This is a genomic window from Chryseobacterium sp. G0162 (assembly GCF_003815715.1).
Taxonomy (GTDB): Bacteria; Bacteroidota; Bacteroidia; order Flavobacteriales; family Weeksellaceae; genus Chryseobacterium.
The window spans coordinates 4,716,222-4,742,920 of sequence record NZ_CP033922.1 but is presented as its reverse complement, the minus strand read 5'-3'; the positions used below and the strand labels follow the sequence as shown (position 1 = coordinate 4,742,920).

The window sequence follows — 26,699 nt, the reverse complement described above, 5'->3', positions numbered from 1 at the left end:
TTATCTATATTATATTAATCTATTGATCTATCTTTTTACGGTTGATAAAATAGTACACCGGAAGTCCTAATAATACCAGTAAGAATCCTGGCCATGTATATTGCTGCTTATATATTAATAATAGGATGCAGAAAACAGTTCCTATAATAAGGTATACGATTGGAGTAACCGGATATAGCCATGTTTTATAAGGTCTTTCCAATGCAGGTTGCTTAACTCTTAAATAAATGACTCCGAAAACCGTAATCATATAGAACAAGACAATTACAAACGAAATCATATCCAACAGGTTTCCGTACTGTCCGCTCAGACATAGTAAAGAAGCCCAGATTCCCTGCATCCATAATGCATTTTCAGGTACATCATTTTTATTGTTTTTTTCTGCAGATTTAAAGAACATACCGTCTTTTGCCATGGTTTGCAATACCCTTGCTCCGGCTAAGATCAGACCATTATCACATCCGAAAGTGGAAATCATCACCAATACCGCAATGATTATAGTTCCTGCACTTCCAAAAATATTCTGTGATGCCGCTACAGCCACTCTATCATTGGTTGCAAAGGCAATACTGTCTCTGTCCAAAGCATTTAAATACACAAAATTAACGGCTATATATAAAAGCATCACGGCAGAAGTTCCGTAGATCATTGATTTTACAACATTTTTCTTTGGATTTTCAATTTCTCCAGAAACAAATGTTACGCTTTCCCAAGCTACAGAACTGAAAACTGAACCTACCATTGCTGCAGCAATACCTCCCATTAATGTCATTCCGCCAATAGGTTCCCAGCCTTCTTTCAGGAAATTACCGCTCAGATCTTTTTTAAGATTATTAAAAGAATCCATTCCCAGATTAAAGTTTTCAGATAAATGAGAAAAATCAACCAGGATAAATCCTGCAGCAATCAGTCCTAATAAAGCTAAAATTTTAGATCCTGTAAATATATTCTGCAAAAATTTTCCACTTTCAACCCCTCTTGTATTGATGTAAGTAAGCAAAAGAATAACTGCAATGGCTAAGATTTGTATCCATGTAATCTTGAATTCCCCACTTTGGAAAATAGGGGCAGCATCATTCAGTGAGGGAATCAGGTATGCTGTAAACTTCCCGAAAGCCATTGCCACGGCAGCAATTGTTCCGGTTTGTATCACAGTGAACAGCCCCCAACCATAAAGAAATCCCATTCTTTTACCGAAGATCTCTTTCAGATAAGTATATTGTCCGCCAGCCTTTGGATACAGAGCAGAAAGTTCACCATAACTTATCGCTGCAGCTACCGTCATGATTCCTGTTATAATCCAGACAACAATTAACCAATAACCGGAGCCTAAATTACGCATCATGTCAGCGCTTACAATAAAGATCCCGCTTCCGATCATAGATCCCATTACAAGCATGATGGCATCCCATAGTTTCAGTTTTTTATGCATAGTCAAGTATAGGCGTCAAATATAAACAAATCTACCTTTCATTTTGAATTTTATTAAAAATTTACACAAGCACCTGTTTATTATTAATTTTTATGGATTTATGATTCAATATTAATTAGTATTTTTGAAAAAAATATTAAACATGAAATTTAGAGCTATTCTATTTGCAGTTGCTGTAAGCGCTTCTACCCTGGCGTTTGCACAGGAGACATCACAAAAGAAATTTTCACCACCTGCTGGGAATGCCTTGTTAGGTGACACTTACGGAGCGGGAGTTGCTGCCAATACAGAGTCTAAAGCGATTACAGTAGATAAACTGGGAAAGAAACTTAAAAAAGAAAATAAGAAGTTGGAAAATGTAGCCATCAAAGGAAAGGTTACCGATGTATGTGAGAAAAAAGGATGTTGGCTGACTATTCAAACTGATGACAACTCGCAGTTTTTTGTAAAAATGAAAGACTATGCTTTCTTTGTACCTACTGCTTTAAAAGGTAAAAATGTAGTTTTAGAAGGAAATGCTGAAAGAAAAGTAATTTCTGTAGATGAACAAAAACATTATGCTGAGGATGCTAAGAAACCTCAATCGGAAATTGATGCCATTACACAACCTAAGGAAGAAATCAGGTTCCTGGCTAGCGGCATTAAAGTGGTAAACTAGAGATTTTTATTAATTGAATAAAATATTAAAATCCCTCATAGATTTTACAGATTATATAAATTTAAAAAATTGAGAAAAAGATAATCTATAATTTCTCCTTTTTAAGGATCTGAATCATAGTTTTCCTATTACAATATGTATCTGATTTTTTATTCATAGAAAATATAAAAAGCAGTTTCGGCAACCCAAAGGGTTGCCGAAACTGTTTAATCTTCTATTGTAAAATCTACTACTGCATCCAGCTTCGGATATTTATTAGACGAAACAAATTTCTTTCCTGTGCAATCTATTTCCAGCCAGCCTTTTCTTTTTTTCACATCTCCTGCTTCCATCACAAAAGGGACAAAAGAAATCTCATCTTTCCCATCTTCTTTCATCTCTCTATACTGAACAGCAATATCTAAAATACATTCATGTTCTGTATTCAATCTTACATTTCTATAGATAATATCGTAGTGGGTTTCTTTGTTTTCTGGAATGTCCAAATAAGCTTCCCATCCAGTACTGTCTGAGTTCAGTTCACTGATTGCTTTCAGTGCATAATATAGAGCAATAGTATAATATTTTCTGGTTCCTCTTCTGGTATAGTCATCTACAAAATGTCCGCCTTCAAATAAGATGGTAGGCATTCCTGCTTTTATAAAATTATCACCGGTTGAAGTTGGATAAAATTCATCAGAATATCTTCCGATCTGATTAGGGATCATTTCCTTTAAATGGGTATAAACATTTCCGATTACAGCCATACATTTTTTTCTGTTTTCGGTAACAGTACGTTCTACATTTTCAGAAGGAGCAAGAAAAGAAAGTGTAGCCGGATGAATACCGTCTGTTGTAAAAATGGTTCTCTGCTCATGGAGGTTTAAGGCATAATCATATTTCTTTGAAGCCGCTGCTTTTTTCAGAAACTTAATCTCCTTGCTTGCTTCATTATGAAAATCACGGTTAAGATCAATATCTGCTGCATTAAGCCTTGTCCATCTTTCAGATCCATCGGGGTTGAGCATAAAAATAAAATCTAGTCTGATTTTACTAAATAAGTCATCCTTCATTTCGGGAAGCTTATCAAGGCTTGTTAAAAGATCAAGCATGGCATGCGTAGCATTGGATTCATTTCCGTGCATTTGTGACCAAGCCAACACCTGAATGTTTCCGGTTCCTATGCTTAATTGATAAATAGGCTTCTCTAAATAAGAAGTTCCGATCTCCTGAATATAATCGCTGAGATTTGTCTGTAGGTAAGAAAATAATTTTTCAGGGGAAATATAGCGATTTGAGAAATCAGGGCTGGGAGAATAAATAGATTCAAAGTTCATTGCTGGAAAAATAATTTACTGGAATCAAATTTAACCATTTTAAGGCATACAATAAATATTAACATTTGTAAACAGCATAAATATGACGAAAATTGTTAAAATTATTGTAAACAAAATTAAGTTTACAAAAGTTAAATTAAGGATTTTACCTGGTATTGGAGTATTAACATGCGTAACATTATTAAACAGCTTATGTTGACAAATTGTCTGTTGATAAAATTGTGGATTGCGAATAATTTAATTAAATATATTTAAAATATTTATATTCAATAAGTTACAAAATCTATCTAAATGATATTTATAAGAATACTTGAAGTGTTCAAAAGCCTATTATAAGACAAATATGTATATTTTTTTTAAACAAATAAGTTGTGGATAAAATAGAAATTTACCGCTTTATATAAATGTAAACCGGATACAAATCTGAGAAATATCGAAATTTGATATGAATTTTATTTTTGAGAAAGCTTTAAAAGATAACAGAAAATTAATTTCATCAATTCATAGAAATTTACTGTTAAAATCTGTTGAAAATACCAAATCAAATCGATTTACAATAGTAATTTACCTATGTAAAACTATTTTAAACTGCAATATATACTATTCTGGATATGATTTTTAACGATTAATGATTATTTCTCAATTTCTAGTCGATTAACATTGTAAAATAGATATGTACTAAAATTTTGAAGTTAAAAAAGGATCTTTATGATGGAAAAATCATCTATTTAGTCTGTTTTTTGAAGTTGTTTAATAGAAAAATAGCCTAAAAACTGTATCCTAGTATTGATTAAACATAATTATTACAATATTAAAATACATTTGTAATTTAATATAAAATATCTATATATCAGTATTTTACCTTCTTGTTACATTTGTATATTCATAATTATTTTAATTATTTACATTTGTGTTTTGCTTTTGTAAATTTTATAAGTTACATTTGTAACATAATTAAAAGCTTATTTTTATGAGTTTAAACGAAAGAATTTCAAAAGTTATAGAGTACTCCCAACTTACCCCATCTGAATTTGCAGATGAGATTGATGTGCAGCGTTCTTCCATTTCGCATATTACGTCAGGAAGAAATAAACCATCACTGGAGTTTATCATAAAAATAAAATCCCGCTTTCCTGAACTTCTTTGGGACTGGTTGGTTACCGGTGAAGGCGAAATGCTAAAATCAGAATTACCGGAAACCACAATTCCGGAAGAGCAGCCTGAAGAAGATCAGGTAAGAACAACACCTCTACCCGATCTTTTTACCATGATAAATGAAGATGACGAATTCCGAGTGGATGAAACCGAAACAGAGATTCCTCTGACAGCTCCTGGAGAATCGGTTATATCGACCAAAGATAAAGCTCCTGAAAAAATATCGGATTCTCAGCGATTAGAAAATTCACCTGAAGATATATTAAGTCAAGTGATTGGAAATCAAAACAATAAAATAAAACGCATTGTTTTGTTTTATGAAAACGGAAAATTCGAGAGTTTCGAGCCTTAAATTTTAAATAGTACTACTGCTATATTTTTGTTGGCTACTAATGCATGAATGATTTTTATTCGTGCATTAGTGGCCAAAAGCAATTGGATAAATCTCAAATATACTTTTTTCCATCTCTTGAATTTGCAAGAAAATATAAATTAATTCTTAGTGAAAAACACAACTAATATTTTTTGAACGCAAAGTTTTTATGAAAAATTATACTCTTTTTAAGGTTAAAAATAGCTCATCAATTTCATTAATTTTTCCTAATCGAACGTATAAAAATGTAGCTTCTTTAGCTACAAAGTAACCTACTTTGGCCTCTAATATAGGATATAAAAAATCATTTTTCTTCGTGTTTAATTTCAACTTAATTGTACAATTATGAGGATTTTTAATCTGCGTAAATTTCATGAATCTGCGAAAAAATATTTTCTTTGACGCAAAGTTTTTATAAAATATATGCTCATTTTAGGAAGCAAAAAGGAATCAATTTTATTGATTTTTTCTAAGCGAACGTATAAAAATCTAGCTTTTTCAGTGATGACGTCTCCTACTTTGAACTCTATAAATCTCTATAATTTATACGAAAATAGAAGCCAAATCTTTATGAAAAATGCCAATTGAACTCCTTTTAAATTCAAAGATTTTATAGTAGAACTAAAGTGTTTTTGATAGAATAAAAACAAAGTTGATTCACTATTTCTATTCGAATGTGGCTCTCTTCATCCATAAAAAACCTGACCACGGAAAATGGTCAGGCTAAAAAATATTTGAAGAAGAAAACTAAAGCTATTTGCTTTATTTGTATTTAAATTTTAGTGAATTCCTGAGATACGTTTATCCTTTTTACGATTCATTTATTAATAAACATCAGGAACTTTACGAATCTATTTTAGAAATATGATCTTTTTCGAAACCGGAAGATCCTGTCACATTGTAGTGCAATTACGTCCGTTGATTTTTTTCATGTATTAGTTTTTTACTGTTATATCAAATATAGAAATTAAAAATTAAATCAACAATAAAAATTAATTTATTTTAACAAATAATTAATACTTAAGATTGATTAATATTTAATTAACAATGCTTAATATTTTATATAATTTACAGAATTTATAACAAATATGATTTTTTAATTAAAATAACTCAAATAAAAAGACCCGCAGAATATGCGGGTCGTATCTTTATTTTGATAACAATTATTATTGTTTTTTTCTTCTTTCAAGCTCTTTTTTGATTAATCCAAGTTCTCTTCCTGTTTGTCCGGCTACAGAGGTGTTTTCCTGGGCTCTTCTTGTAAGATAGGGAACAACATCCTTTACAGGTCCATATGGAAGATATTTAGCCACATTATAGCCTTTATCAGACAAGGTGAAGGTAATATTATCACTCATACCGTAAAGCTGTCCAAAATAAACGTGTGGATTTCCATTTTCAAGAGATTTGGCTTTCATTTTGTCCATAATCAATTCAGAAGAGATCTCGTTATGCGTTCCAAAGAATGCAGATACTTTATCCAGGTGATTCATCACAAAATCAATTCCTGCATTATAGTTCTTATCAGAAGCTTCCTTTGTAGGCTGAATCGGATCAGCATACCCTTTTTCTGCTGCTCTGGCTCTTTCCTTCTCCATATAAGCCCCACGAACGATCTTATAACCGATAAAATAGTTTTTCTCTCTTGCTCTCTGAAGGTTAGCCTCAATATATTCCAGTCTTCCCGTTCTGTACATTTGGATGGTGTTCCAAACGATAGGTTTTTCCTGGTTATATTTCTCCATCATCTCTTCACAAAGTTGATCTGCTGAGTCCTGCATCCAGGTTTCTTCGGCATCTACCATCACTTTTTTGTCATTTTCATGACAAAGAGCACACACTTCATCAAATCTTTTGACTACTCTCGCCCATTCTTCCTTCTGACTCGTAGTAAGTTCTGCTCCCTTTCCAACAGCTTCATAAAGATCAATTCTTCCGAATGCCGTAGGTTTGAATACAATAAAAGGAATCGCCGGATTTCCTACTGAAAACCTTACAATATCTTTGATCTCTTTACACACTGCATCAAAAGTTTCTTCATCTTCCTTTCCCTCAATGGAATAATCGAAAATACTCCCAACTCCTCTCTTGAAAAGCTGTTTTACAACCTTCATACTTTCTTCACGGGTTTCTCCTCCACAGAACTGTGCAAACAAAGTGCTTTTTACAATTCCGGTAACGAATGGAAAGTTGTTGTGTACTGTAAAATTAAGAACGGATGTTCCAAGGCTGGTAAGAGCGGGCTGTTCAATCATTTTAAACATCCAGTAAGCCTTTCTCAACTGCGCATCTGTCTTGTCTGCAAATGCAACTTTAGTATCATTAAAAATGGGCATTCCTATTTATTAAATTTTGTTACGCAAAGGTAATAATAACCTTAGTTTATTTAAAGAATTTTTATTATAATTTATGTTCAATTCCATTTAAAAGCATGGCTATAATTCCTACAAAAACCCATAGACGTAAGATATTAAGAGTGAGAAAGTTACTCTTTCTAGTTGAGTTTAAAAAAAGGTAAATACAAAGAATCATTACAAATAAACCTCCTGCGAAATAGTAAGCCATAAATCCTGAGACTCCGGTTTTGGCAATAATTTTCATCGAAACCCCCATCGTTATCAAGAGTAGAGAAATGAGGATAATTTTTGTATTTCGGCTTTTAAAATAATTAGGGATGGTAGTATATCCAAAAGCTTTGTCTACACTTCTGGTAAGGGTATCTTTTACAATATCAATACATAAAAGAATCAGGAAAAGAAAAACAGCCATCAGGAAAACCTTTTTGGAAAAGGTTTCGTAATACACCATCATTCCGAAGAACGGATACAGGGTAAGACTTACAAATGTGAGGTTATTCAGTATTAATATTCTGCTTAATTTATGACTGTAAAACCACATAAAAAACTGATAGACCACAAAAAAAATGAAAACATTATGAGAAATCATCCAGGCAACTCCTAATGAAATAGCACTTAATCCCAGATAAGCATATAGAAAATACCTCTGTTTGATAAAGCTCTGGATTCTGGTTCTGAAAGGCTTTACAATATGATCTTTCTCCAGATCGTAAAATTGATTGATAATTCCCCCTGCTAAAATTGTCAGAACGGTACAGAAAATAATACCGTGTACTTTAAAATCAAAGACAAAATTTCTGAAAGATTCTTCCTGATTGAACAGGAAAAAGGTGGAAACATAGAGGGCAAATGTTAAGAGTGCCGCAACAAAAAAGCGAGCGCCGAGCAAAAAGCCCACGAATTGTGAAAATCTATAATATAAAGATTTTGAGATATATTTTTTGGATTGGAAAGTTTCTTTTTCAGAATTCATTTCCAACCTGTTTAAAATCTGTAAATCACTTCTTTTTGGAAGCCGTCAAGCATTTTTTCAGCTTTCTCATAATCCTGAGTAAAACCTAAAATATAACCACCACCACCACTTCCGCAGAGTTTTAAGTAATAAGCGTTGGAATCCAGCCCTTTTTTCCAGATATTAAAAATGCTTTCAGGGATCATTGGACGGAAATGTTCATACGCCCAGTGAGAAAGCTTTTTAAGGTTTCTGAAGAATGGATTCATGTCTTTTTTAAGGAAAGCTTCTATACAAGCATTGTTGTAACGGATGAATTCTTCTTTCAATGTTTTACGGAACCCTTCTGTTTTCATTTTTTCAAAGAAGATCTGAATCATAGGTCCTGTTTCTCCTGTAATTCCGGAATCGATCAGAAAAATAGCTCCTTTTCCTTCTTGTCCTTCAGGAATTGATACCCTGTCTAAATTTTCTTTGTTTTCGATGAGAATTGGCAGGTTCATATAACAGATCAACGGATCCATTCCTGAACTTTTCCCATGGAAATAACTTTCCATTTCACCAAAAACCGCCTTTAGTTTTTTAAGATTATCTTTTGAGATATTATCTGGGTTCAGTTTGCTAATCGAATATTTTTCAAAAATAGCTGCCACTAAAGCACCTGAACTTCCTACACCATATCCCTGTGGAATATTGGAATCAAAGAAAAGTCCGTCCGCAATATCTTTTTTGAAGCTTTCAATATCCAATGTAAAATCATCAGAAAGATCAAGCGTTGTAAGAAAGTCTGAGTATTTCTGCAGATGTCTGTTTGAATTAAGTTCAAATTCTGAAGCCAGGTCTGAAAATTTTAAAGTTCCTTTGTAGAAGCTGTAAGGTACTACAAGCCCCTGGGAATCTTCAATCATTCCGTATTCTCCAAACAGGATTATTTTTGCATAAAATAAAGGGTTGGTCATATTGACAATAAATCTTTTTGCAAAGTTAAAAATTATTCCGCTGAATATAAGCAAAACCCGGACCGAATTCTCAGTTTTTTAGTTCTGCCTCTCGCTATTGCTATATAAAAATACGAAAAAAGCTTGAGATTTGTAACATTTCCTTGTTAATTTATAATCAATCATATTTTTTGAACGGCAATTAATATTAAGTTAAAAAATAAAAAAAGACGTTAAAAATAACGCCTTTTATTTTTTATAATGTTTCTCTGTCTTTTCTCATTTTTACCTTCAGAAATCGGATCAATATCAATCCTGTACCGAAGAATAAGGTCATAGACAAGGCTGCAATTCGCATATTATTAAAATGCTCAATTAACGTGGCAAAAATAAATGTACCAATGATAATGGCAATCTTTTCCAATACATCATAGAAACTGAAATACGTTGTATTTTCCATGGAATTTTCTGGAAGCAATTTTGAATAGGTAGATCTGGACATTGCCTGAAGACCTCCCATTACCAATCCTACTACTGCTGCTACTCCATAGAACTGATATTCTACGGTTGGATTTTCTTTATTTAAGAAATAAGCCCATAAACAAGCTACAATCCATAGGAAGATAGCAATTGAAATAACGTTTTTGTTTCCTATTCTTTTGGATAATCTTGAGAAGATTACGGCTCCGATAATAGCTTCAATCTGGATCACCAAAAGAGTTCCGATAAGTTTATCCTGTGCTAAATTGATTTCACTTTTTCCAAATAAGGTTGCCATAAGGAAAATCGTCTGCATTCCAACACTGTAGAAGAAGAAGCTTGAAAGGAAGAACTTCAGATTTCTGTCTTTGAATAGCTCGCCTCCTACTTTAAACAATTCATGAAAGCTTTCTTTGGCAATATCCTTGTAAAAGCTCATGTTATCTTTCAATACTTCAAAGAACCCGCCTTGTTCTTCGTGCTTTTTGAAGATATTTTTATAATTTAATAACACAAGATCTTTAGGAAGTTTATCTTTAACATCTCCAAATTGAGGAAGATGCTTGAAGGTATATTGAGAAAACCCAAACCACCATGCTCCAGTCAACAGGAAGCTTATTCTTGTAAATAACAGCTGTTGTGCTGCTCCTTTAGCAAAAACCTGAATCAGCACCAAACATAATACCACTAAAACCACAGAGCCGATATATCCATACACATATCCTTTTGCAGAAAGTGCATCTTGCCTGTCCGGTGTTGCAATATCCGGAAGGAATGAGTTATAAAACACCAAACTCCCCCAGAAGCCAACACTCGCTGTAATACTGAATAAAAGCCCCAGAAATACATTATGCATTCCCGTAAACATTGCTAATCCCATACATGATGTTGCTCCCAGATAACAGAAAAACTGCAGGAATGATTTTTTATTTCCAATAGTATCCGCCAATGAAGATAAAAATGGAGACAGTAATACAACAATAAAGAATGATATTGTTAGTGAGTATCCATATACTGCATCCGGCTGGTATTCGTTTCCGAAAATTTTAATGGCGTGCCTTACCGGGACATCAATCCATCTTTTTGTTTCCGTCACATATTCCTTCTTCTCATACGCTGTGGTAAGAATAGAGTAATAAATGGGAAAAATGGTGGAAGTAATCACCAGGGAATACACAGAGTTTGCCCAGTCGTATACTGCCCAGGCCTTCATAATCTTTGGATTATTCTTTATGTTGTTGGGTTGTCGATTCTCAGTTTCAGACATTTCAAATAAATATTAGTAGCACAAAAATAGAAAAACCATTAAGAAATGGATAAGATTTTAAAAAAATTATCGATTCCTTAATGGTAATATATTCTGAAACAGAATATTAGATATTTTCAATCACGATTGCAGAAGCTCCACCACCGCCGTTGCAGATTGCTGCAGCACCGTATTTCGCATTATTTTGCTTCAATACGTTGATCAAAGTAACAATGATTCTTGAACCTGAACTTCCAAGTGGATGTCCTAATGCTACCGCTCCACCGTTTACATTTACTTTAGAAGCGTCTAATCCTAAGATTTTATTGTTAGCTAATCCTACTACTGAAAAAGCTTCATTAAACTCAAAGAAATCAATATCTGATACTTCTAATCCTGCTTTTTTAAGGGCAATAGGTAATGCCTTAGCCGGAGCAGTTGTAAAGTTTTCAGGTTCTTGTGCCGCATCAGCGTAAGAAACGATCTTTGCTAATGGTTTTAAGCCTAATTCTTCCATTTTCTCTTTAGAAACAAGAATTAGTGCAGAAGCTCCATCATTCAATGTAGATGCATTAGCTGCTGTTACCGTTCCTTCTTCTTTTTTGAAAACTGTAGGAAGTGTTGTAATTCTGTCGAAATTTACCGCTTTGTACTCTTCGTCTTCAGCAAAGATTACAGGCTCTCCTTTTCTCTGAGGAATAGAAACCGGTACGATTTCATCGTTGAATTTTCCTTCGCTCCAAGCTTTTGCAGATCTTTTATAAGATTCTATAGCGAAATTATCCTGATCTTCTCTTGTAATGCTGTAGTCAGCTGCACATTTTTCTGCGCATACTCCCATATGTACTTTGTTGTATACGTCTGTAAGACCGTCCAACACCATACCATCCTGCATTTTAATATCTCCCAGCTTTGTAGCTACTCTTGCGTTATAATAGTGAGGAACCAAAGACATATTTTCCATACCCCCTGCAACAATTACTTCTGCATCACCAGCTTTGATTGCTTGTGCAGCCATCGTTACAGCCTTCATCCCTGAAGCACATACTTTATTGACAGTAGTGGAAGGAGTATTAATAGAAAGACCAGCTCCTAAAGCTACCTGACGAGCCGGTGCTTGTCCTTCTCCTGCCTGTAGCACATTCCCCATATAAATCTCCTGAACATTAGCAGGATCTAAACCAATTTTATCTAATGCTCCTTTTACAGCAGTAGCTCCTAATTTAGTAGCCGGAACTGTTGATAAACTACCCATAAAACTACCCATAGGTGTTCTTACTGCGGAAACAATGAATACTTCTTTCATGTATATAATTTTTATTTTAGCTAAAATGAAACCTAAGTTTCATATTTATAATTAAATTTATTTTGTTTTTATATAGACAACATTAAATTCCGACCCTGAAATCTTTGTATTGACCTTCAAAAGGTTGCCCTGAGTTGCCAGCACTTTATTGCTGAAAACATCTCCAACCTGTATAGGATCATTCTTATCCGACTTTTCCATAACAATCGATTTATAATTGCAATCGTCCAGGAAAACCAATGTAGATTTTATATAGTCTTTCCCATTATTAGAATATTCGGTCTGAATATTATCCTTTATTATCATATGCCATATACCTTCCGGATAATTAGCTCTCAGAAATTTACCCTCTTTTATATTCACACATTTAGTCGGGTTATCCGGTTTTTTCTGTGCTGCCTGCTGAGACTTGACCTGTATAGCCATCAACAACATCCCAGCTAAAAATACTTTTAAAAAGTTCATATTATATTTGAGTTCGTTGATTTACTTGTTTATTATTTCCTGCAAAAACCATCAGAAAGGCTCCTAAAAATTCTACTACCCACCCCCATTTTATCTTTACAATTCCTGCAAAAGTCTCTCTCCAGGATTTAAAAGGTAAAAAACTGAAGTAATCTAAGGACTGTAATTTAACGGCAACTAAAGTGAATACAAATAAAAGAATAAGCAGAAATCCAAAAAATCTTACGATTTTCGCACTGTTATTGACAATTCCAAAAACGGCACATGCAGCAAAAATCCAGCATGTAATGGCTAAATAATGGTCTAGTTTCCAATAATTCCAGTTTCCTATAATAGGTACATGTACCAAAGGCAGAAAACTCCCTACCACCACTAATAACAATCCTAATAATTGAATATTTTTCATATTTACTAAAGTGCCAAAATACAAAAAAAAACACATTTTCAAATCATCTGGCATCAAACATCCATTTTCATTCCCTAACAGTCATTAGTTACAATAAATTACTTTTAATATTACATATTTCTTAATAATACATCAATTATATTAACGAATTAAAAACAACATATGAGCGTTATAGTAATTTCCAAATCACCTTTTATGCTTATCAACGGTTTAGCTTACTAATGAATTGATTTAAAATAAAAAAATTGCACTTTCTTATGGAAAGTGCAATTTTATATTGTTTTATTATTATTTGAATTAGTGGCTCACGGAAGAGACATCTTCAGGCTTATGTTTATGCTTGAATAATACAGCAAAAAATATAGCAAGAACCAATGAATAGATGGCAAATGATAACCATATCTGCTGCCAGTCTTTGACCATAACAACAGAGGAAAGCGTACCATCAGAGTTTACTGCCGCATTGAAGCTGTTTTTCAAAATCTCCAAAAACGTAGGGTTATCAGGAGTTGTCTCCAAATAAGCAGATAAATCTGTAGCTGTTGTAAACTTATGGGTAAAGAACTTATCTATAGCCCATCCTGCGATATAACTTCCAAAAACAGCCCCAAAGCCATTGGTCATCATCATAAACAATCCCTGCGCGGAAGAACGGATATTTTTATCTGTCGTAGTCTCTACGAAAAGGGAACCTGAAATATTAAAGAAGTCAAAGGCCATTCCGTATACAATACATGAAAGAATAATTAAGGATAAACCGAAACCATCCGGCACTCCATAAGCAAAGAAACCGAATCTTAAAACCCATGCCAGCATGGACATCAACATTACTTTTTTGATCCCAAATTTCTTCAAAAAGAAAGGAATTGCCAAAATAAACAGGGTTTCAGAAACCTGGGAAATAGACATAATGATTGTAGATCTTTGTACTACAAATGAATCAGCGTATTTCGGGAAGTGAGCAAATTCACTTAAGAAAACATCTCCGTAAGCATTTGTTAACTGAAGAGCCGCTCCCAAAAGCATGGAAAATAAGAAGAATAATGCCATTTTATAGTTTCCAAAAAGCTTGAAGGCATTTAAACCTAATTGTTCTGATAAAGGTGAACTTTTATCAATCAGCTTTTGTGGTGGACATTTTGGTAAAGTAAGGGCGTAAATTCCTAAGAATATAGCTACTGCTCCTCCAATATAAAATTGTCCTTCTGTTGCTTTGTTTCCACTAAGGTTAGTGATCCACATGGCTACAATAAAGCCAATAGTACCCCATACTCGGATTGGCGGAAAATCTTTCACTACATCCATATTATTATTCTTTAGAATAGTGTAGGAAATTGAATTAGCCAAAGCAATAGTAGGCATATAGAAACACATTGCAACAAGCATCACCGAAAAGAAGGAATTAGGATCCGCAGAGTGTGGCAATATGAAAAGCATAGCCCCGTAAAGAATATGTAATACTGAAAATATACGCTCGGCATTCACCCAACGGTCAGCAATAATTCCAGTAATGGTTGGCATAAAAATAGAAGCAATTCCCATTGTTCCGAAAACAGCTCCAAACTGTGTTCCTTCCCAATGTTTAGTACCAAACCAGAAGTTCGCCATCGTAATCAGCCATGCTCCCCACACAAAAAACTGGAGAAAACTGAGGATGGTCAGTCGTAATTTTAAATTCATTTTTATATAAAGTATCTCTTTTAGTCAATTTTCTTTTTCCTCCTCTTGATTTCTTCCTGAATTTCAAGGGCGGTATCATAATCTTCTTCTTTAACGGCATCATCCAGCAACTTCTGAAGTTCTTCCATAGAAAGGGATTTTAGGTTATCTTCAGTCTGTACTGTTTCTGAAAAGGTCTGCTCTTCTCTTGATACATCTTCCAGCTCCAATAAGATTCCGGCTTCATTTAAAACCTGCTGGGTGGTAAAGATAGGTGCATCGAATCTTACAGCCATAGCAACAGCATCAGAAGTTCTTGCATCAAGGATCAGTTCTTCTTCAGTTGCTTTATTTTTAAAGTTGATATTTGAAAAGAATACCCCATCTACAATCTGGTAAATGATTACAGAAACCAACTCATAATTGGTTGAAACGATAAATTTTGAGAATAAGTCGTGGGTAAGTGGGCGCGGTGGATGGATGTCTTTTTCCAGTCCAAGAGAGATAGATTGAGCTTCGAAATTTCCTATAACAACAGGTAATTTTATGTGTGTTTCTTCATGCTCCAGTAACAATGCGTACGCCCCAGATTGGGTCTGGCTGTACGATATTCCGCGAATAATTAGCTGCTTATAATCCATAGCTACAAATATAGATTAATTTTTTGTTGTGATTTCACTTTTTTAGACAAAAATAAAAGCCCGGAAAGCCGAGCTTTTATTGTACTGTATGTGATTGTCAATGGTCAATCGTGAATTTTACTTTGCAAGTGAATGATTAAAAATTAACTAACAAAGCGAATTGACTATTCACCGTTAAGTTTTATCCTTTAATTGCTTTAATTTTCTCTGTTAAAGCAGGAATAATCTGGAAAGCATCTCCTACTACTCCATAATCAGCAGACTTGAAGAATGGTGCTTCAGGATCACTATTGATTACTACGATCGTTTTTGAAGAGTTTACTCCAGCTAAGTGCTGAATTGCCCCAGAAATACCCACAGCGATGTAAAGGTTCGGAGAAATTGCTTTCCCAGTTTGCCCTACGTGTTCTGTGTGAGGTCTCCATCCAATGTCAGAAACCGGCTTAGAACAAGCTGTAGCAGCTCCTAAAACATTGGCTAAATCTTCAATCATTCCCCAGTTTTCAGGACCTTTCATCCCTCTACCTGCAGAAACAACAACTTCAGCTTCCTTAAGATCCAGTTTACCTGAACTTTGCTCGTGAGAAATTACTTTAGTATCTTCATTAGCTACTGATAAATTTTTCACTTCTTCTGAACCTGACACAGCGTTTTCTTTAACACCAAAAGCATTTTGAGAAACAGTAACAATGACTCCGTTTCCTTCAGCTTTTGCATGCATAAAGCCTTTTCCTGAGAAAGCTCTTCTCTTCACCTGGAATGGAGAAAGGCTTTCCGGAGCTTCCAATACGTTAGTAATTAAAGAGTAATTCTTCATTACGGCTAACATTGGTGCTACCGAAGAAGCATCTGTAGTGTGAGGAAAAACGATAATATTTCCGTCAGCTACTTCACTTACAGCCTGTGCAAATGCTTTTGCTGAGAAATTTTTAAGACCTTCGTCTTTGATATTAATAACATTGGATGCTCCATATTTATATAATAAATCTGAAGAATCAGTAGGGTTTACAGAGATTGCCGTAACGGTATCTCCTGCTTTATCTGCAACTGCTTTAGCATAAGAAACTGCTTCAAAAGCTGCTTTTTTGTAAACTCCATTTATATTTTCTGCGTATACGAATACTGCCATTTTCTAAAATTTAAAGATTAAAAATTAAAGGATTAGGATTAGATCACTTTAGCTTCTTCGTGAAGTAATCTTACCAATTCATCCAGATTGTCCGGAGAAACCATTTTCACAGCAGCTCTTGGCGGAACGCTGTCATAAGATACTCCCTGAACTTTAACTTCTGAAGAAGTAGGCTCTACTACCTGCAAAGGTTTTGTTCTTGCAGACATAATTCCTCTCATGTTTGGAATAATAAGATCTTTTTCGTCTACCAACCCTTTCTGACCTGCAATAATTGCCGGTAACTTAACTGAAATAGTTTCTTTCCCACCTTCTATTTCTCTTACTGCAGTAGCTTCACTTCCGTTTACATCTAATCCTACAGATGCATTTACGAAAGGTTGATTCAATAATTGAGCGACCATTCCTGGTACAGAACCCCCGTTATAATCAATAGATTCTTTACCACAAAGGATCAAATCATATCCTCCGTTTTGTGCTACAGCAGCAATTTCTTTTGCTGTAGAATAGCTATCCTTTGGATCAAGGTTTACTCTTACTGCATCATTAGCACCAATTGCTAATGCTTTTCTGATTACAGGTTCTGTAGCAGCATCCCCTACGTTGATTACTGTTACAGTTGCTCCCTGAGATTCCTGAAGTTTAACCGCTTTTGTCAGCGCAAACTCATCTAGCGGGTTGATTACCCACTGAATTCCGTTTTTGTCGAAAGCAGATTTATCTGCTGTAAAGTTAATTTTGGAAGTAGTATCCGGAACACTACTAATACAAACTAATATTTTCATGTGTACTATTTTATTTTTTCTCTTTTAGGCATAAAATCATGACAGTTTATGCAGAGATTTTGTTTGAATTAATTTTTGCTAATATAAATAAAAAATATATTATGCATGCATAATACTTATTAAATTATTATTCAATACATCAGAAGTACTTATTTACCTGGATTTGTTGCTCTAAACTCAATTTTACTAGGCAAAACTCTTGAATTCATCTTTAAAATATCCAATACAAGATTCCCCATATCTTCAGGCTGAATCTTCCAGTTATCTTTTTCTGAAGGTATATTTCCATTAAAATAAGTAGCCACTGACCCTGGCATAATGACAGTAGATTTGATATTGTATTTTCTTAAATCAATCATAGCAGCTTGGGTAAACCCTACCACTCCAAACTTTGAGGCATTATAACCTGTCCCGTTTTCAAAGAAATTAGCCCCAGCAAGACTTGAAATAGTAATATAATATCCTTCTGTTTTTTTCAGTTCTTCCACGGAAGCTTTTAAAGTATAAAAAACACCGGTAAGATTGGTTTCTATCATATCATTCCATTCTTCAGCAGACAACTCGTCTACAGGCTTAAATATGCCTAGTCCTGCATTGGCAATCACATAATCCAATCTACCGAATTTTTCAATAATAAATTGTACTGCTTCGGTTTCGCTTTCCAGACTTTTCACATCAGAAACAATCCCCAGAACATTAGGTGAATATTGCTTAAGCTCATCTTCAGCTTTCACGACATCTTCTTTCTTTCTTCCTGAAAATGCTACTGAAATTCCATTTTCAAGCAAAATCTTAGCAATTCCAAAACCCACTCCTTTGGTTCCTCCTGTTATATATGCTGTTTTATGTTTTAACATCCTGTTTAAAATTTATTTCTCTAAAATAACAAAAACGCTCCAATTGGAGCGTTTTACTGATACTAACATTTATCAGGTATTATTTTTTAATGAATTTCTCGGTAGTTTTACCTTCTTTTGTTTCAATGTTGATAATATAACTTCCCGGATTCAGGTTTTTAGTATTTACTTTATTTCCATCCAGATCAGCTGATACTTTTCTTCCACTGATATCATAGATTTCAATTCCATTTACTTTTTCTTTGGATTTAATATTAAGGACATCAGATACAGGATTTGGGTAAACAGACGTTACTGAAGCAGCTTTTTTGGATACTTCAGAGGTTGCCAACGTTCCTGTTGTAGTTACTTTAAAATCATCAATTAAAAGAGCAAACTGGTCATCTGATACACATTGTATAGCAAAATAAACAGCTTGTCCAGAATAAGCATCTAAATTAAAGGTATGTTGATTCCATTCTACAACAGATGGTGTTACTATCGTACTTGCATTAAGCTTTGTAAAACTTGTAGTCTGTGTATCTGTTGTTGAAACATAAACATTAAACTTTTCTGCACCATATAATTCATTGATTGATTTAGCCCAAAAGCTTACAGTATTTCCGGTAGATCCCAAAGTAAATTTAGGACTGATTAACCAATCATTATTCACTAGAGGAGCCGGGTTTGACACATCAAAACAAGCCATTACTTTATTTCCTGTTTTTGCATTAAACTGAGTTGCAGTAGCAGCAGGAGTTGGAACAATTCCAGCTTTATTAAAGACTATAAAAGCTTTAGGTATTTGTTGATTTGGAAAAGTTGCCAGATTGATAGTATAGGATTGTTTTCCATCTAAATCTCTTAACGTCCAGTTACCTACTGTTCCTGTTGTATAGGCAAAATCCGTGTAAGTTTCAAAACTGTCTTCAAAAATTGTTGTTTGTGCATTTAAAGAGGCCAACCCTAAAAACGCGCTCAATAGTAAAATTCTTCTCATGTTAAATTATTTTTCTTAAATATACTAAATTACTCCAAAAGCCCACAATTAATCAACAATAAAAACGATAATTCAACAAATAACTAACAAAAACACAATAAAAATAACATAATGATTAATACTTTAAATTATTCGATTTAAAACAAAATTTGAAAAATGTTATAAAAAAAACATCCGTAATTGCAAAACGTATCGTTTTTATAAATTTTATTTTTTTACACCAACATCTCAACATACCCCACAAAAAAACACAAAATCAATACATTAAATTCAAAAATATGCTTTCATATCAACAAAAAAATACCCCAAAGTGAACGTTTTGTTAACTAAAATTAACTTAAGAGTTATTTTTTAATAAATTTTTCAGTAAAATTCCTTCCCTCTGTCTCTATATTCAGCAAATAAGTTCCAGAAGATAAATTCCTTACATCTACTTTATCTCCATTCAGTGTTATGTTTATCTTTTTTCCTGTGAGATCATAAACTTCAATATGTTTTATACGGCTTGAAGTATTTATTTTTATAATATCTATTGCCGGATTGGGATATACTGTTAGTGCTTTAGCATTCACCTTTATTTCTTTTACAAATAGTGCCAGTTCTTCATTAATCTTAATATTATCAAAATAAGCCGTTCCCAGCCCATTATTGTGAACAAACCGCAATTGATCCATTGTAAGAGAATTAGCAACGGCTTCGGTATAAAATAAGATATCATTCAGATAATATCTGATTTCCATCCCTGTACCCACGATCTTAACTCTATACCATTGATTGGGAGACCATAATCCAGAGGTAGCAACCATATTCTGGTTATTTATTTCTTTATTTAAAATATTTATTATTCCTGTATTATCAAAATCAACTCTCACAATGGTTTGCTCATTTACATTATCTACTCCCTGGAATCCAAAGACAGATTCGCTGAGTTGAGACATATTAATATCAAATGAAACAGAAAAATGGGAACTGGTAAGTGGAGTCACCAGGTTATAAAACCCTCCAATAATAGGCTCTGACTGGACTCCATACATAGATTCCCTGACAATTTTCAGCGCATTGCTTCCATCAGTAGCCACATCTGTACTGATCGTCTGATGGGTAACATTTTCAGGATCTCCTCCTGTAGGGGTACTGATCCACATTCCCTGCCCGTGAATATTTCCAGTTATAAACCCTTCGTTATCTTCAAAAGAAACTGTTTGTTGAGCAAAGAAAAATACCGCCAACAAGGAACACATGATTGAGTAAATTTTTTTCATTGGTTTTCAAGTTTGAAATAAAAATATAAACTTTCCTTGAATGGTGATATCGTTATTTACAAATAAAAAATAAAACTCTTATTATCAGTGGATTTAACTTCTCATAGGTTATATTTTATTATTATTCTAATTAGATTCAACATAATTATTTTTCATAAAAACCTTTTTTTGAGAATTATTATTTAGTTTTATTCTTCTAACAGTTTATAAAAAGAAATAAGGCACTTCCAAGCAGTGCCTTATCCAAATATCATAGGGTTAAATATTTATTTTGAATAATTTTCAAAAAACAATGGAATACTTTCAATTCCTTTATAGAAATTAAATAATCCATAGTGCTCGTTTGGAGAGTGAATAGCATCAGAATCCAACCCGAAGCCCATCAACACTGATTTAGCTCCTAAAACCTTTTCAAACATAGATGTAATTGGAATACTTCCTCCACTTCTATAGGGTAATACTTCTTTACCAAATGCAGTTTCCATAGCTTTTTTAGCTGCTAAGAATTCTTTGGTATCGCTTTGTAGTACGTAAGGCATTCCTCCGTGGTGAGGTGTTACTTTTACCTTTACTGTATCAGGAGCAATTTTTTCGAAGTATTTTGTGAATTTTTCTGTAATTTCTTCAGGCGTCTGATAAGGAACCAAACGCATGGAAATTTTAGCAAAAGCTTTGGAAGGAATTACTGTTTTAGCTCCTTCTCCTGTATATCCACCCCAAATACCATTACAGTCTAAAGTAGGGCGAATAGAAGCTCTTTCTAGAGTTGTGTATCCTTTCTCTCCTTCAATATTGCTTAATCCGATTGACTTTTTGAATTCTTCAGGATTATCCTTCAGTTTATTCATTTCTGTTCTATCTGCATCAGATACAATCTCAACGTTATCGTAGAATCCATCAATTGTGATATGACCATCTTCGTCGATAAGGTTAGCAATCATTCTTGACAACACATGGATCGGGTTTGGAACTGCTCCACCGTAAAGCCCTGAATGCAGATCTCTGTTTGGTCCCTCTACTTCTACTTCTACATAGCTTAATCCTCTTAATCCTGTGGTTACAGTTGGCTGCTCATTGCTATAGATATGTGTATCTGAAATCAAAATACAATCGCAAGATAGTTTTTCTTTGTTTTCGTTCACAAAGTCCCCTAAACTTACAGATCCAACTTCTTCTTCACCTTCCAGAATAAATTTAACGTTACAAGGAAGAGCATTTGTTCTCATCATTGCTTCAAACGCTTTCAGGTGCATAAAGAATTGTCCTTTATCATCTGCAGCCCCTCTTGCGAAGATTGCTCCGTCCGGGTGAAGTTCAGTTTTCTCTATATAAGGTTCGAAAGGTGGTTTTCTCCATAACTCCAATGGATCTGCCGGCTGTACGTCATAGTGACCATACACTAAAACCGTTGGCAAGTTTGTATCTATAATTTTTTCTCCGAAAACGATAGGGTACCCTTTAGTTTCACATATTTCAACATGGTCTGCTCCTGCATTTCTAAGGTATTCTGCGCACACATCCGCACACTTCAATACATCATCTTTATATGCTGGATCTGCAGAAATAGAAGGGATTCTCAATAACTCAAATAATTCATCCACGAAACGCTGTTTGTTTTCGTTAATGTAATTTAATGTCTCTTGCATTGTAAAATTTTATTTTGTTAAAATTAAAAAAAATGCACCGCTGGACCAAGTAAAAACACAGGATTTTCTAAAGAAAGAGATTATTTCCTAATGATTGCTCCATCAGTCATTTTTAAAAATAAAAAATGCCCTGTTGGGTACAGAGCATTTTTATATTGTATACTAATTAATTAGTGTCCAGCTTTTGGAGCCTCTTCTTTTGTTTCAGCAGGCTTTACAGCAGTACTATCTGTTTTAGGAGCTGCAGCTTCAGGTTTTGCAGTTTCTTCTTTGTGTTCAGCAGCAACCTCATGTGTACCATGAGCTTTTCCGCCCTGAGCGTCATCAGAATATCTTTCTACTCCTTCTTCAAGCTTTAAAGTACCTTTATTTCCACCAGCCGATACTTTTTTACAGCTTACAGCTACTGTTGCAATCGCTAAACATATAACTAATTTTTTCATATGTAAAATTTATTTTTTTAATGTCATATGGAACCGCACTATTTCATTCTATTCTGAATATCTAAATAGCGAGCGATTTCATGCTCTAATTTTTGATTGCCCAAAATTAAGAAATCCTGTTTCTTTTGGCAACATTTTTATACTGATTTTAAAATAATTTTCCCTTTTTTGGACTGTGTAAAAATAAGGTAATCATTTCCGCCATCTTTCAATCCGTATTTCTTTTTGATTTCATCAGGTTTTAAAGGGTAGTTTTTTGAAATAAGATTATATTGATCTTTCTTTTTAATCTTTTTAGAATCAATAACTTCCATTTCAAAAATCCTTCCGGGAAAATCTATAATCCTTTCAGAAGATGTATAGATATGGGTATTGGGATGCAATTTTTTAACCTTGAATTTTTCAGCAATTAAATTAAAAATCCCTGCTTTTAAAATGGTATTATTAGGAATATAAATGAATTTTTCAGGTTCTGAATACTCCGATTGAGCATTTTCTTCTTCCCCAAAAGTAAAACTAAAGCTGAATTCTCCGCTTTCAAGGTTCACACAGTTGCCAATAATTCCATTCTTATTTTCCCAGGATAAGAAAGCTACAACCTCTTTTACATCATTTTTAAGTGCGATAATATCAAATCTGAAGATATTGGGCAAAACAGAAATAAGATACTTCAAATCAATCAATGGAGAAAGCTTAATGATTACCTGATCTGATATTGACAGTAATTTTTCCTGAATTTCAAGGATATTTGGAGAAAGATCCTCCAAGAGAAAGACTTTATTTTTATTCTCATCTCTTCGTGCCGGATCCAGATAAATCGTATCAAATTTTTCCTGATTTTCATTCAAGAAATCCTCCAGTTTCCGATTGATAAACCTTGCTTTCCTCCCAAGAGTATTCCAATTGTGTTCAACGATTTTTAAAAGCTCTGTATTTTGCTCTATTAAAGTTATATCTTCAAAATTTTGGGATAAATAATAGGCATCAATTCCAAAACCGCTGGTTAGATCAATAAATTTTTTGCCTTTTAAAATCTCGGATTTATAAAGAGCGGTCTTTTCAGAGGATGACTGCTCCATATTAAGTTGTGGAGGAAAGATAACACCCTCTTTCAATAGGAATGGAAACTTTTTCTCTGCTACTTGTTTCCCTTTGATTTGCTGAACAATCTCCTGCATAGAAACCTCCGGAAAGGGAGATTTTTTCAATAACAATGAGTGCAGATCTGTTTTTAGATTTGCATTGATATAGTTTTGAACGTCCTGTTTTAATATTATATTTCCCACAGATCTCACAAATTACACGGATTCTTTTTTGATTTTAGTTAATATTTCCGTTTATTTTTCGAATAATATTTTTATCAATATAATCTGTATTAAAATTGATTAAAATTCCTAATTTAAGATTAGTCAATTTTAAATAAGTTAGCAGTTGTTTGTGATGAACACTAGCTATTTCCGGGATTGATTTTATTTCGATAATTACCTTATCTTCTACGATTATATCTGCTATAAAACTTGAGTCAATAATTATATCTTTAAATTTTATTGGAATAGAAACTTGTGTTTTAACACTTAAGCCATTATTTTCAAGTTCATAAGCCAAAACTTTTTCATAAACTTTCTCCAACAGACCGGGTCCCAATTCATTATATACAGAAAAAATAGATTTTCTGATATAAAAACTAATCTCATTTTCATTCATTTGTATTATGTTTAAATTTCACAGTTTTTATCTTTAAAATCTGTGTTATCTGAGAAATCTGTGGGAAATATCTAAGTGTTATTCAAACATTTCTGCCCAACGAACGGCTTTTATTTCTTTTTCGTTATATAGATCATTAATTGACTTTTTAACGTCTAATTTTGGATACAAATTAACTCCGATCAGCTTTATTTTCCCCTCTTCGATCCATTGTTGTTCTTCAATAGCATGGTCATAAATCTTCTTCTGAACTACGCCCTGCTTTAAAAGCTCAAGATAGCCTCCTGCTTCTTCCATTTCAACAAATAAAGCCCATGACTTGTCTGCAATCTGTTGAGTGATATCTTCAACATAATAGCTTCCGTTAGCAGCATCTTCAAATACATTGATGATACTTTCATACGCCAATACAATCTGTTGTTTGAAAGAGATCTCTTCTGAGTTATCCGTACTTCTGTCAACAAGATAATTGTTTGTAAAAACAGCGTCTGCTCCGCCAATCATTGCTGAAGCAAGCTCCAATGTAGAGCGGATCAGATTGTTTTCGTTATCAGAAACAGCCTTATTTCTAAGAGAGGTCTCAGCAAAAATATAAGGAACTTCATCCAATCCATATTCTTTGGAAAACTGGTTAAAAACCATTTTAAAGGCTCTTAATTTTGCCATTTCGAAGAAATAATTCCCTCCTACAGCAATTTTGAAGATTAATTGGTTGAGAATTTCAGCTCCATATACTTCTACCAGTTCTTTTGTTTTGGCTAAAGCAATCCCTAATTGCTGATAGATGGCCGCTCCTGCATTCTGATGCAACGAGATATCTACACAAATACTTCTTTTGAATCCTTTTGCCAGTAATTCTTTTGTCAGCTGATCGTCAATAGTTGCTTCTTTTTCATTAAAAACATCAATCAAAGAAAAATATTGATCTTCTTCCTGTGGACTAATATGTCCTGCAAGATCTTTATTGTTGACAAAAATGGTTTTCTCTGCCAAATGTTCTACATTCTGATCAATGAGAAATGCAAATACTTCTTCTTCCAGACTTTCATGGTATCTGGCTACCAAATGGGTACTTTCTTCAACTCTCGGCAGGTTTACCAAAGGTTTTTTAACCTCTGTATAGAAAGGTCTTACTTCTATTCCTTCCAGATTTTGTTTTTCCAGAATAGGATAAATATCCTCTGTTTTAAGTTGCTTTTTTACTAAATTTTCCCAGTTTGGAAGTGTAGCTGTATTTGACATTAGTTTTGTTTAAATTGTGAATTGTCAATGGTTAATTTTGCTTCACAAGTGAATAGTCTCCCATCAAACACCTCCAATTGACCATTCACCATAGACACTTTTACCATTCTTTTATTTCTTAGCGACTTTTGTACTGTCTACCACCAAAATGAAGATTTCTTCATTCGGTTTCTTCATAAAATAATTTTCTCTCGCGTATTTTTCTTTTTCTGATTTGTTGTTCATCAGTTTTTTATAGAAAGCATCATTCTTTTCGTATTCTTTTTTGTAATACTCCAGCTGATCTTCATATTTATGAATCTCACCATTCAGTTCATTAATTACGAGAAATGAGGTTTTGTCGAAGAAAATCATCCATACCAAAAACAGACAGATCGTAATGGTATACTTATTCAATACATATTTCTGGATAAGTTTGAATGTTTCAGATTTCGGCTGAATGTCTTTGATAAGGTTGTTTTCTTCCATTTTTTTTAATGTTTTTTCAACGAGTTCTTAATAACAGTAGTTAAAAAATCAATCGCTACGGAATTCTGCTTCATATTAGGGATAATAAGATCGGCATCATTTTTAGAGGGCTCAATGAATTCCTGGTGCATTGGTTTTAAAGTAGTCTGATAACGGTGTAATACTTCGCTCAGATCTCTTCCTCTTTCCTGGGTGTCTCTCCTGATCCTCCTTATAAGCCTTTCATCAGAATCTGCATGAACAAAAACTTTCAAGTCAAATTCTTTGAGTAATTCTTTATTGGTAAGAACCAAAATTCCTTCTACTACCAATACATTCTTAGGTTCTACAGTTACGTGATCTCCTGTTCTGGAATGCGTTACAAAGCTATAAATCGGCTGTTCTATCGGCTCGTTATTTTTTAAAGCTTTTACGTGTTTTATCAATAGTTCAAAATCTATTGACTTCGGATGGTCATAATTTAAAGCCTCTCTTTCTGTCAATGTAAGACCTTGGTTGTCGTGATAATAATTATCCTGAGAAAGGATATTCATTCCTTCGATATCAAGCTGCTGAAGTATCTTATCAACAACTGTAGTTTTGCCAGATCCTGTTCCACCGGCAATTCCTATTACAAGCATTGTTTTTTGTTTCTTTATAGTTGGTACAAATATACTATTTTAGATAAAATGTGGCAATGCAAGAATATTGAGAAATTAAAAGATTAAAGCATTTAAAGATTAAAAGATTTCCCGGAATGTCGTCATTCTTTGTGATGTATTGTTATTACTCGATTTTCACCCCTAAATTCAATAAAAAAA

Annotated in this window: 25 protein-coding genes; 2 read left to right on the top strand and 23 right to left on the bottom strand. The window is 33.7% G+C overall.

What is annotated here, in order from left to right; genetic code table 11:
- Positions 1-19 precede the first annotated feature (19 nt).
- Positions 20-1,432, bottom strand: coding sequence for an APC family permease (locus tag EG344_RS21230; protein ID WP_123911302.1), 1,413 nt, complete (start codon positions 1,430-1,432; stop codon positions 20-22).
- 142 nt (positions 1,433-1,574) lie between these two features.
- On the opposite strand from EG344_RS21230, the gene EG344_RS21225 reads away from it, so the two are divergent.
- The gene (locus EG344_RS21225) at positions 1,575-2,090 is read left to right on the top strand and encodes a DUF4920 domain-containing protein (RefSeq protein ID WP_123856051.1); all 516 of its coding nucleotides are present in this window, start codon (positions 1,575-1,577) and stop codon (positions 2,088-2,090) included.
- A gap of 206 nt (positions 2,091-2,296) precedes the next feature.
- On the opposite strand, the gene EG344_RS21220 is transcribed toward EG344_RS21225, so the two are convergent.
- Positions 2,297-3,406, bottom strand: a complete 1,110-nt coding sequence (locus EG344_RS21220; RefSeq protein ID WP_123911301.1) for a M14 family zinc carboxypeptidase — start codon at positions 3,404-3,406, stop codon at positions 2,297-2,299.
- A gap of 970 nt (positions 3,407-4,376) precedes the next feature.
- On the opposite strand from EG344_RS21220, the gene EG344_RS21215 reads away from it, so the two are divergent.
- Positions 4,377-4,913, top strand: a complete 537-nt coding sequence (locus EG344_RS21215; protein WP_123911300.1) for a helix-turn-helix domain-containing protein — start codon at positions 4,377-4,379, stop codon at positions 4,911-4,913.
- Between the two features lie 1,187 nt (positions 4,914-6,100).
- On the opposite strand, the gene EG344_RS21210 is transcribed toward EG344_RS21215, so the two are convergent.
- From EG344_RS21210 to udk, 21 genes are all read right to left on the bottom strand, one after another.
- Entirely contained in the window at positions 6,101-7,270 is a 1,170-nt protein-coding gene (locus tag EG344_RS21210; protein ID WP_123911299.1) for a proline dehydrogenase family protein, read from the bottom strand.
- 64 nt (positions 7,271-7,334) lie between these two features.
- Entirely contained in the window at positions 7,335-8,264 is a 930-nt protein-coding gene (locus EG344_RS21205; RefSeq protein ID WP_123911298.1) for a UbiA family prenyltransferase, read from the bottom strand.
- A gap of 11 nt (positions 8,265-8,275) precedes the next feature.
- Positions 8,276-9,202 carry a mevalonate kinase gene (locus EG344_RS21200; protein ID WP_123856056.1) on the bottom strand — a complete coding sequence of 309 codons (927 nt, stop codon included), beginning with the start codon at positions 9,200-9,202 and terminating at the stop codon, positions 8,276-8,278.
- A 235-nt stretch (positions 9,203-9,437) separates the two neighbouring features.
- A complete protein-coding gene (locus EG344_RS21195) occupies positions 9,438-10,928 on the bottom strand; it encodes an MFS transporter (protein ID WP_123911297.1) in 1,491 nt (496 codons plus the stop codon).
- Positions 10,929-11,034: 106 nt separating this feature from the next.
- Positions 11,035-12,213, bottom strand: a complete 1,179-nt coding sequence (locus EG344_RS21190) for an acetyl-CoA C-acyltransferase (RefSeq protein WP_123911296.1) — start codon at positions 12,211-12,213, stop codon at positions 11,035-11,037.
- A 57-nt stretch (positions 12,214-12,270) separates the two neighbouring features.
- A complete protein-coding gene (locus EG344_RS21185; RefSeq protein WP_123911295.1) occupies positions 12,271-12,678 on the bottom strand; it encodes a hypothetical protein in 408 nt (135 codons plus the stop codon).
- A 1-nt stretch (position 12,679) separates the two neighbouring features.
- The gene (locus tag EG344_RS21180) at positions 12,680-13,084 is read right to left on the bottom strand and encodes a hypothetical protein (RefSeq protein ID WP_123911294.1); all 405 of its coding nucleotides are present in this window, start codon (positions 13,082-13,084) and stop codon (positions 12,680-12,682) included.
- Positions 13,085-13,381: 297 nt separating this feature from the next.
- Positions 13,382-14,764, bottom strand: coding sequence for a nucleoside permease (locus tag EG344_RS21175; RefSeq protein WP_123911293.1), 1,383 nt, complete (start codon positions 14,762-14,764; stop codon positions 13,382-13,384).
- Positions 14,765-14,784: 20 nt separating this feature from the next.
- The gene (locus tag EG344_RS21170) at positions 14,785-15,384 is read right to left on the bottom strand and encodes a bifunctional nuclease family protein (protein WP_123856062.1); all 600 of its coding nucleotides are present in this window, start codon (positions 15,382-15,384) and stop codon (positions 14,785-14,787) included.
- 181 nt (positions 15,385-15,565) lie between these two features.
- Positions 15,566-16,513, bottom strand: a complete 948-nt coding sequence (locus EG344_RS21165) for an electron transfer flavoprotein subunit alpha/FixB family protein (RefSeq protein WP_123856063.1) — start codon at positions 16,511-16,513, stop codon at positions 15,566-15,568.
- A 38-nt stretch (positions 16,514-16,551) separates the two neighbouring features.
- The gene (locus EG344_RS21160) at positions 16,552-17,298 is read right to left on the bottom strand and encodes an electron transfer flavoprotein subunit beta/FixA family protein (protein ID WP_065398045.1); all 747 of its coding nucleotides are present in this window, start codon (positions 17,296-17,298) and stop codon (positions 16,552-16,554) included.
- 149 nt (positions 17,299-17,447) lie between these two features.
- A complete protein-coding gene (locus tag EG344_RS21155) occupies positions 17,448-18,155 on the bottom strand; it encodes an SDR family oxidoreductase (RefSeq protein WP_123911292.1) in 708 nt (235 codons plus the stop codon).
- A gap of 79 nt (positions 18,156-18,234) precedes the next feature.
- Entirely contained in the window at positions 18,235-19,134 is a 900-nt protein-coding gene (locus EG344_RS21150) for a T9SS-dependent choice-of-anchor J family protein (protein ID WP_123911291.1), read from the bottom strand.
- Positions 19,135-19,478: 344 nt separating this feature from the next.
- Positions 19,479-20,396, bottom strand: a complete 918-nt coding sequence (locus EG344_RS21145; protein WP_123911290.1) for a T9SS type A sorting domain-containing protein — start codon at positions 20,394-20,396, stop codon at positions 19,479-19,481.
- Positions 20,397-20,662: 266 nt separating this feature from the next.
- Complete coding sequence (locus EG344_RS21140) at positions 20,663-22,042, bottom strand: dipeptidase (RefSeq protein WP_123911289.1); 1,380 nt, start codon at positions 22,040-22,042, stop codon at positions 20,663-20,665.
- A 170-nt stretch (positions 22,043-22,212) separates the two neighbouring features.
- Positions 22,213-22,485, bottom strand: coding sequence for a hypothetical protein (locus EG344_RS21135; RefSeq protein ID WP_123911288.1), 273 nt, complete (start codon positions 22,483-22,485; stop codon positions 22,213-22,215).
- 137 nt (positions 22,486-22,622) lie between these two features.
- Positions 22,623-23,771, bottom strand: coding sequence for a THUMP-like domain-containing protein (locus tag EG344_RS21130; protein ID WP_123911287.1), 1,149 nt, complete (start codon positions 23,769-23,771; stop codon positions 22,623-22,625).
- Positions 23,772-23,805: 34 nt separating this feature from the next.
- The gene (locus tag EG344_RS21125) at positions 23,806-24,189 is read right to left on the bottom strand and encodes a GxxExxY protein (protein ID WP_123911286.1); all 384 of its coding nucleotides are present in this window, start codon (positions 24,187-24,189) and stop codon (positions 23,806-23,808) included.
- Positions 24,190-24,267: 78 nt separating this feature from the next.
- Positions 24,268-25,431, bottom strand: a complete 1,164-nt coding sequence (locus EG344_RS21120) for a methylmalonyl-CoA mutase family protein (RefSeq protein WP_123911285.1) — start codon at positions 25,429-25,431, stop codon at positions 24,268-24,270.
- A 111-nt stretch (positions 25,432-25,542) separates the two neighbouring features.
- Positions 25,543-25,899, bottom strand: a complete 357-nt coding sequence (locus EG344_RS21115) for an FtsB family cell division protein (RefSeq protein WP_068943509.1) — start codon at positions 25,897-25,899, stop codon at positions 25,543-25,545.
- Positions 25,900-25,904: 5 nt separating this feature from the next.
- Positions 25,905-26,519: a uridine kinase gene (gene udk, locus EG344_RS21110; RefSeq protein WP_045497309.1), complete on the bottom strand. Its 615-nt coding sequence runs from the start codon at positions 26,517-26,519 to the stop codon at positions 25,905-25,907.
- Positions 26,520-26,699 lie beyond the last annotated feature (180 nt).

Excerpts from the sequence above, each read along its gene's own strand:
- EG344_RS21230 (WP_123911302.1), bottom strand. The coding sequence starts at position 1,432 with ATGCATAAAAAACTGAAACTATGGGATGCCATCATGCTTGTAATGGGA.
- EG344_RS21165 (WP_123856063.1), bottom strand. The coding sequence starts at position 16,513 with ATGGCAGTATTCGTATACGCAGAAAATATAAATGGAGTTTACAAAAAA.
- EG344_RS21200 (WP_123856056.1), bottom strand. The coding sequence starts at position 9,202 with ATGACCAACCCTTTATTTTATGCAAAAATAATCCTGTTTGGAGAATAC.
- EG344_RS21180 (WP_123911294.1), bottom strand. The coding sequence starts at position 13,084 with ATGAAAAATATTCAATTATTAGGATTGTTATTAGTGGTGGTAGGGAGT.
- EG344_RS21175 (WP_123911293.1), bottom strand. The coding sequence starts at position 14,764 with ATGAATTTAAAATTACGACTGACCATCCTCAGTTTTCTCCAGTTTTTT.
- EG344_RS21195 (WP_123911297.1), bottom strand. The coding sequence starts at position 10,928 with ATGTCTGAAACTGAGAATCGACAACCCAACAACATAAAGAATAATCCA.
- EG344_RS21225 (WP_123856051.1), top strand. The coding sequence starts at position 1,575 with ATGAAATTTAGAGCTATTCTATTTGCAGTTGCTGTAAGCGCTTCTACC.
- EG344_RS21210 (WP_123911299.1), bottom strand. The coding sequence starts at position 7,270 with ATGCCCATTTTTAATGATACTAAAGTTGCATTTGCAGACAAGACAGAT.
- EG344_RS21125 (WP_123911286.1), bottom strand. The coding sequence starts at position 24,189 with ATGAATGAAAATGAGATTAGTTTTTATATCAGAAAATCTATTTTTTCT.
- EG344_RS21215 (WP_123911300.1), top strand. The coding sequence starts at position 4,377 with ATGAGTTTAAACGAAAGAATTTCAAAAGTTATAGAGTACTCCCAACTT.
- EG344_RS21145 (WP_123911290.1), bottom strand. The coding sequence starts at position 20,396 with ATGAAAAAAATTTACTCAATCATGTGTTCCTTGTTGGCGGTATTTTTC.
- EG344_RS21170 (WP_123856062.1), bottom strand. The coding sequence starts at position 15,384 with ATGGATTATAAGCAGCTAATTATTCGCGGAATATCGTACAGCCAGACC.
- EG344_RS21155 (WP_123911292.1), bottom strand. The coding sequence starts at position 18,155 with ATGTTAAAACATAAAACAGCATATATAACAGGAGGAACCAAAGGAGTG.
- EG344_RS21140 (WP_123911289.1), bottom strand. The coding sequence starts at position 22,042 with ATGCAAGAGACATTAAATTACATTAACGAAAACAAACAGCGTTTCGTG.
- EG344_RS21190 (WP_123911296.1), bottom strand. The coding sequence starts at position 12,213 with ATGAAAGAAGTATTCATTGTTTCCGCAGTAAGAACACCTATGGGTAGT.
- udk (WP_045497309.1), bottom strand. The coding sequence starts at position 26,519 with ATGCTTGTAATAGGAATTGCCGGTGGAACAGGATCTGGCAAAACTACA.
- EG344_RS21150 (WP_123911291.1), bottom strand. The coding sequence starts at position 19,134 with ATGAGAAGAATTTTACTATTGAGCGCGTTTTTAGGGTTGGCCTCTTTA.
- EG344_RS21160 (WP_065398045.1), bottom strand. The coding sequence starts at position 17,298 with ATGAAAATATTAGTTTGTATTAGTAGTGTTCCGGATACTACTTCCAAA.
- EG344_RS21205 (WP_123911298.1), bottom strand. The coding sequence starts at position 8,264 with ATGAATTCTGAAAAAGAAACTTTCCAATCCAAAAAATATATCTCAAAA.
- EG344_RS21120 (WP_123911285.1), bottom strand. The coding sequence starts at position 25,431 with ATGTCAAATACAGCTACACTTCCAAACTGGGAAAATTTAGTAAAAAAG.
- EG344_RS21115 (WP_068943509.1), bottom strand. The coding sequence starts at position 25,899 with ATGGAAGAAAACAACCTTATCAAAGACATTCAGCCGAAATCTGAAACA.
- EG344_RS21220 (WP_123911301.1), bottom strand. The coding sequence starts at position 3,406 with ATGAACTTTGAATCTATTTATTCTCCCAGCCCTGATTTCTCAAATCGC.
- EG344_RS21135 (WP_123911288.1), bottom strand. The coding sequence starts at position 22,485 with ATGAAAAAATTAGTTATATGTTTAGCGATTGCAACAGTAGCTGTAAGC.
- EG344_RS21185 (WP_123911295.1), bottom strand. The coding sequence starts at position 12,678 with ATGAACTTTTTAAAAGTATTTTTAGCTGGGATGTTGTTGATGGCTATA.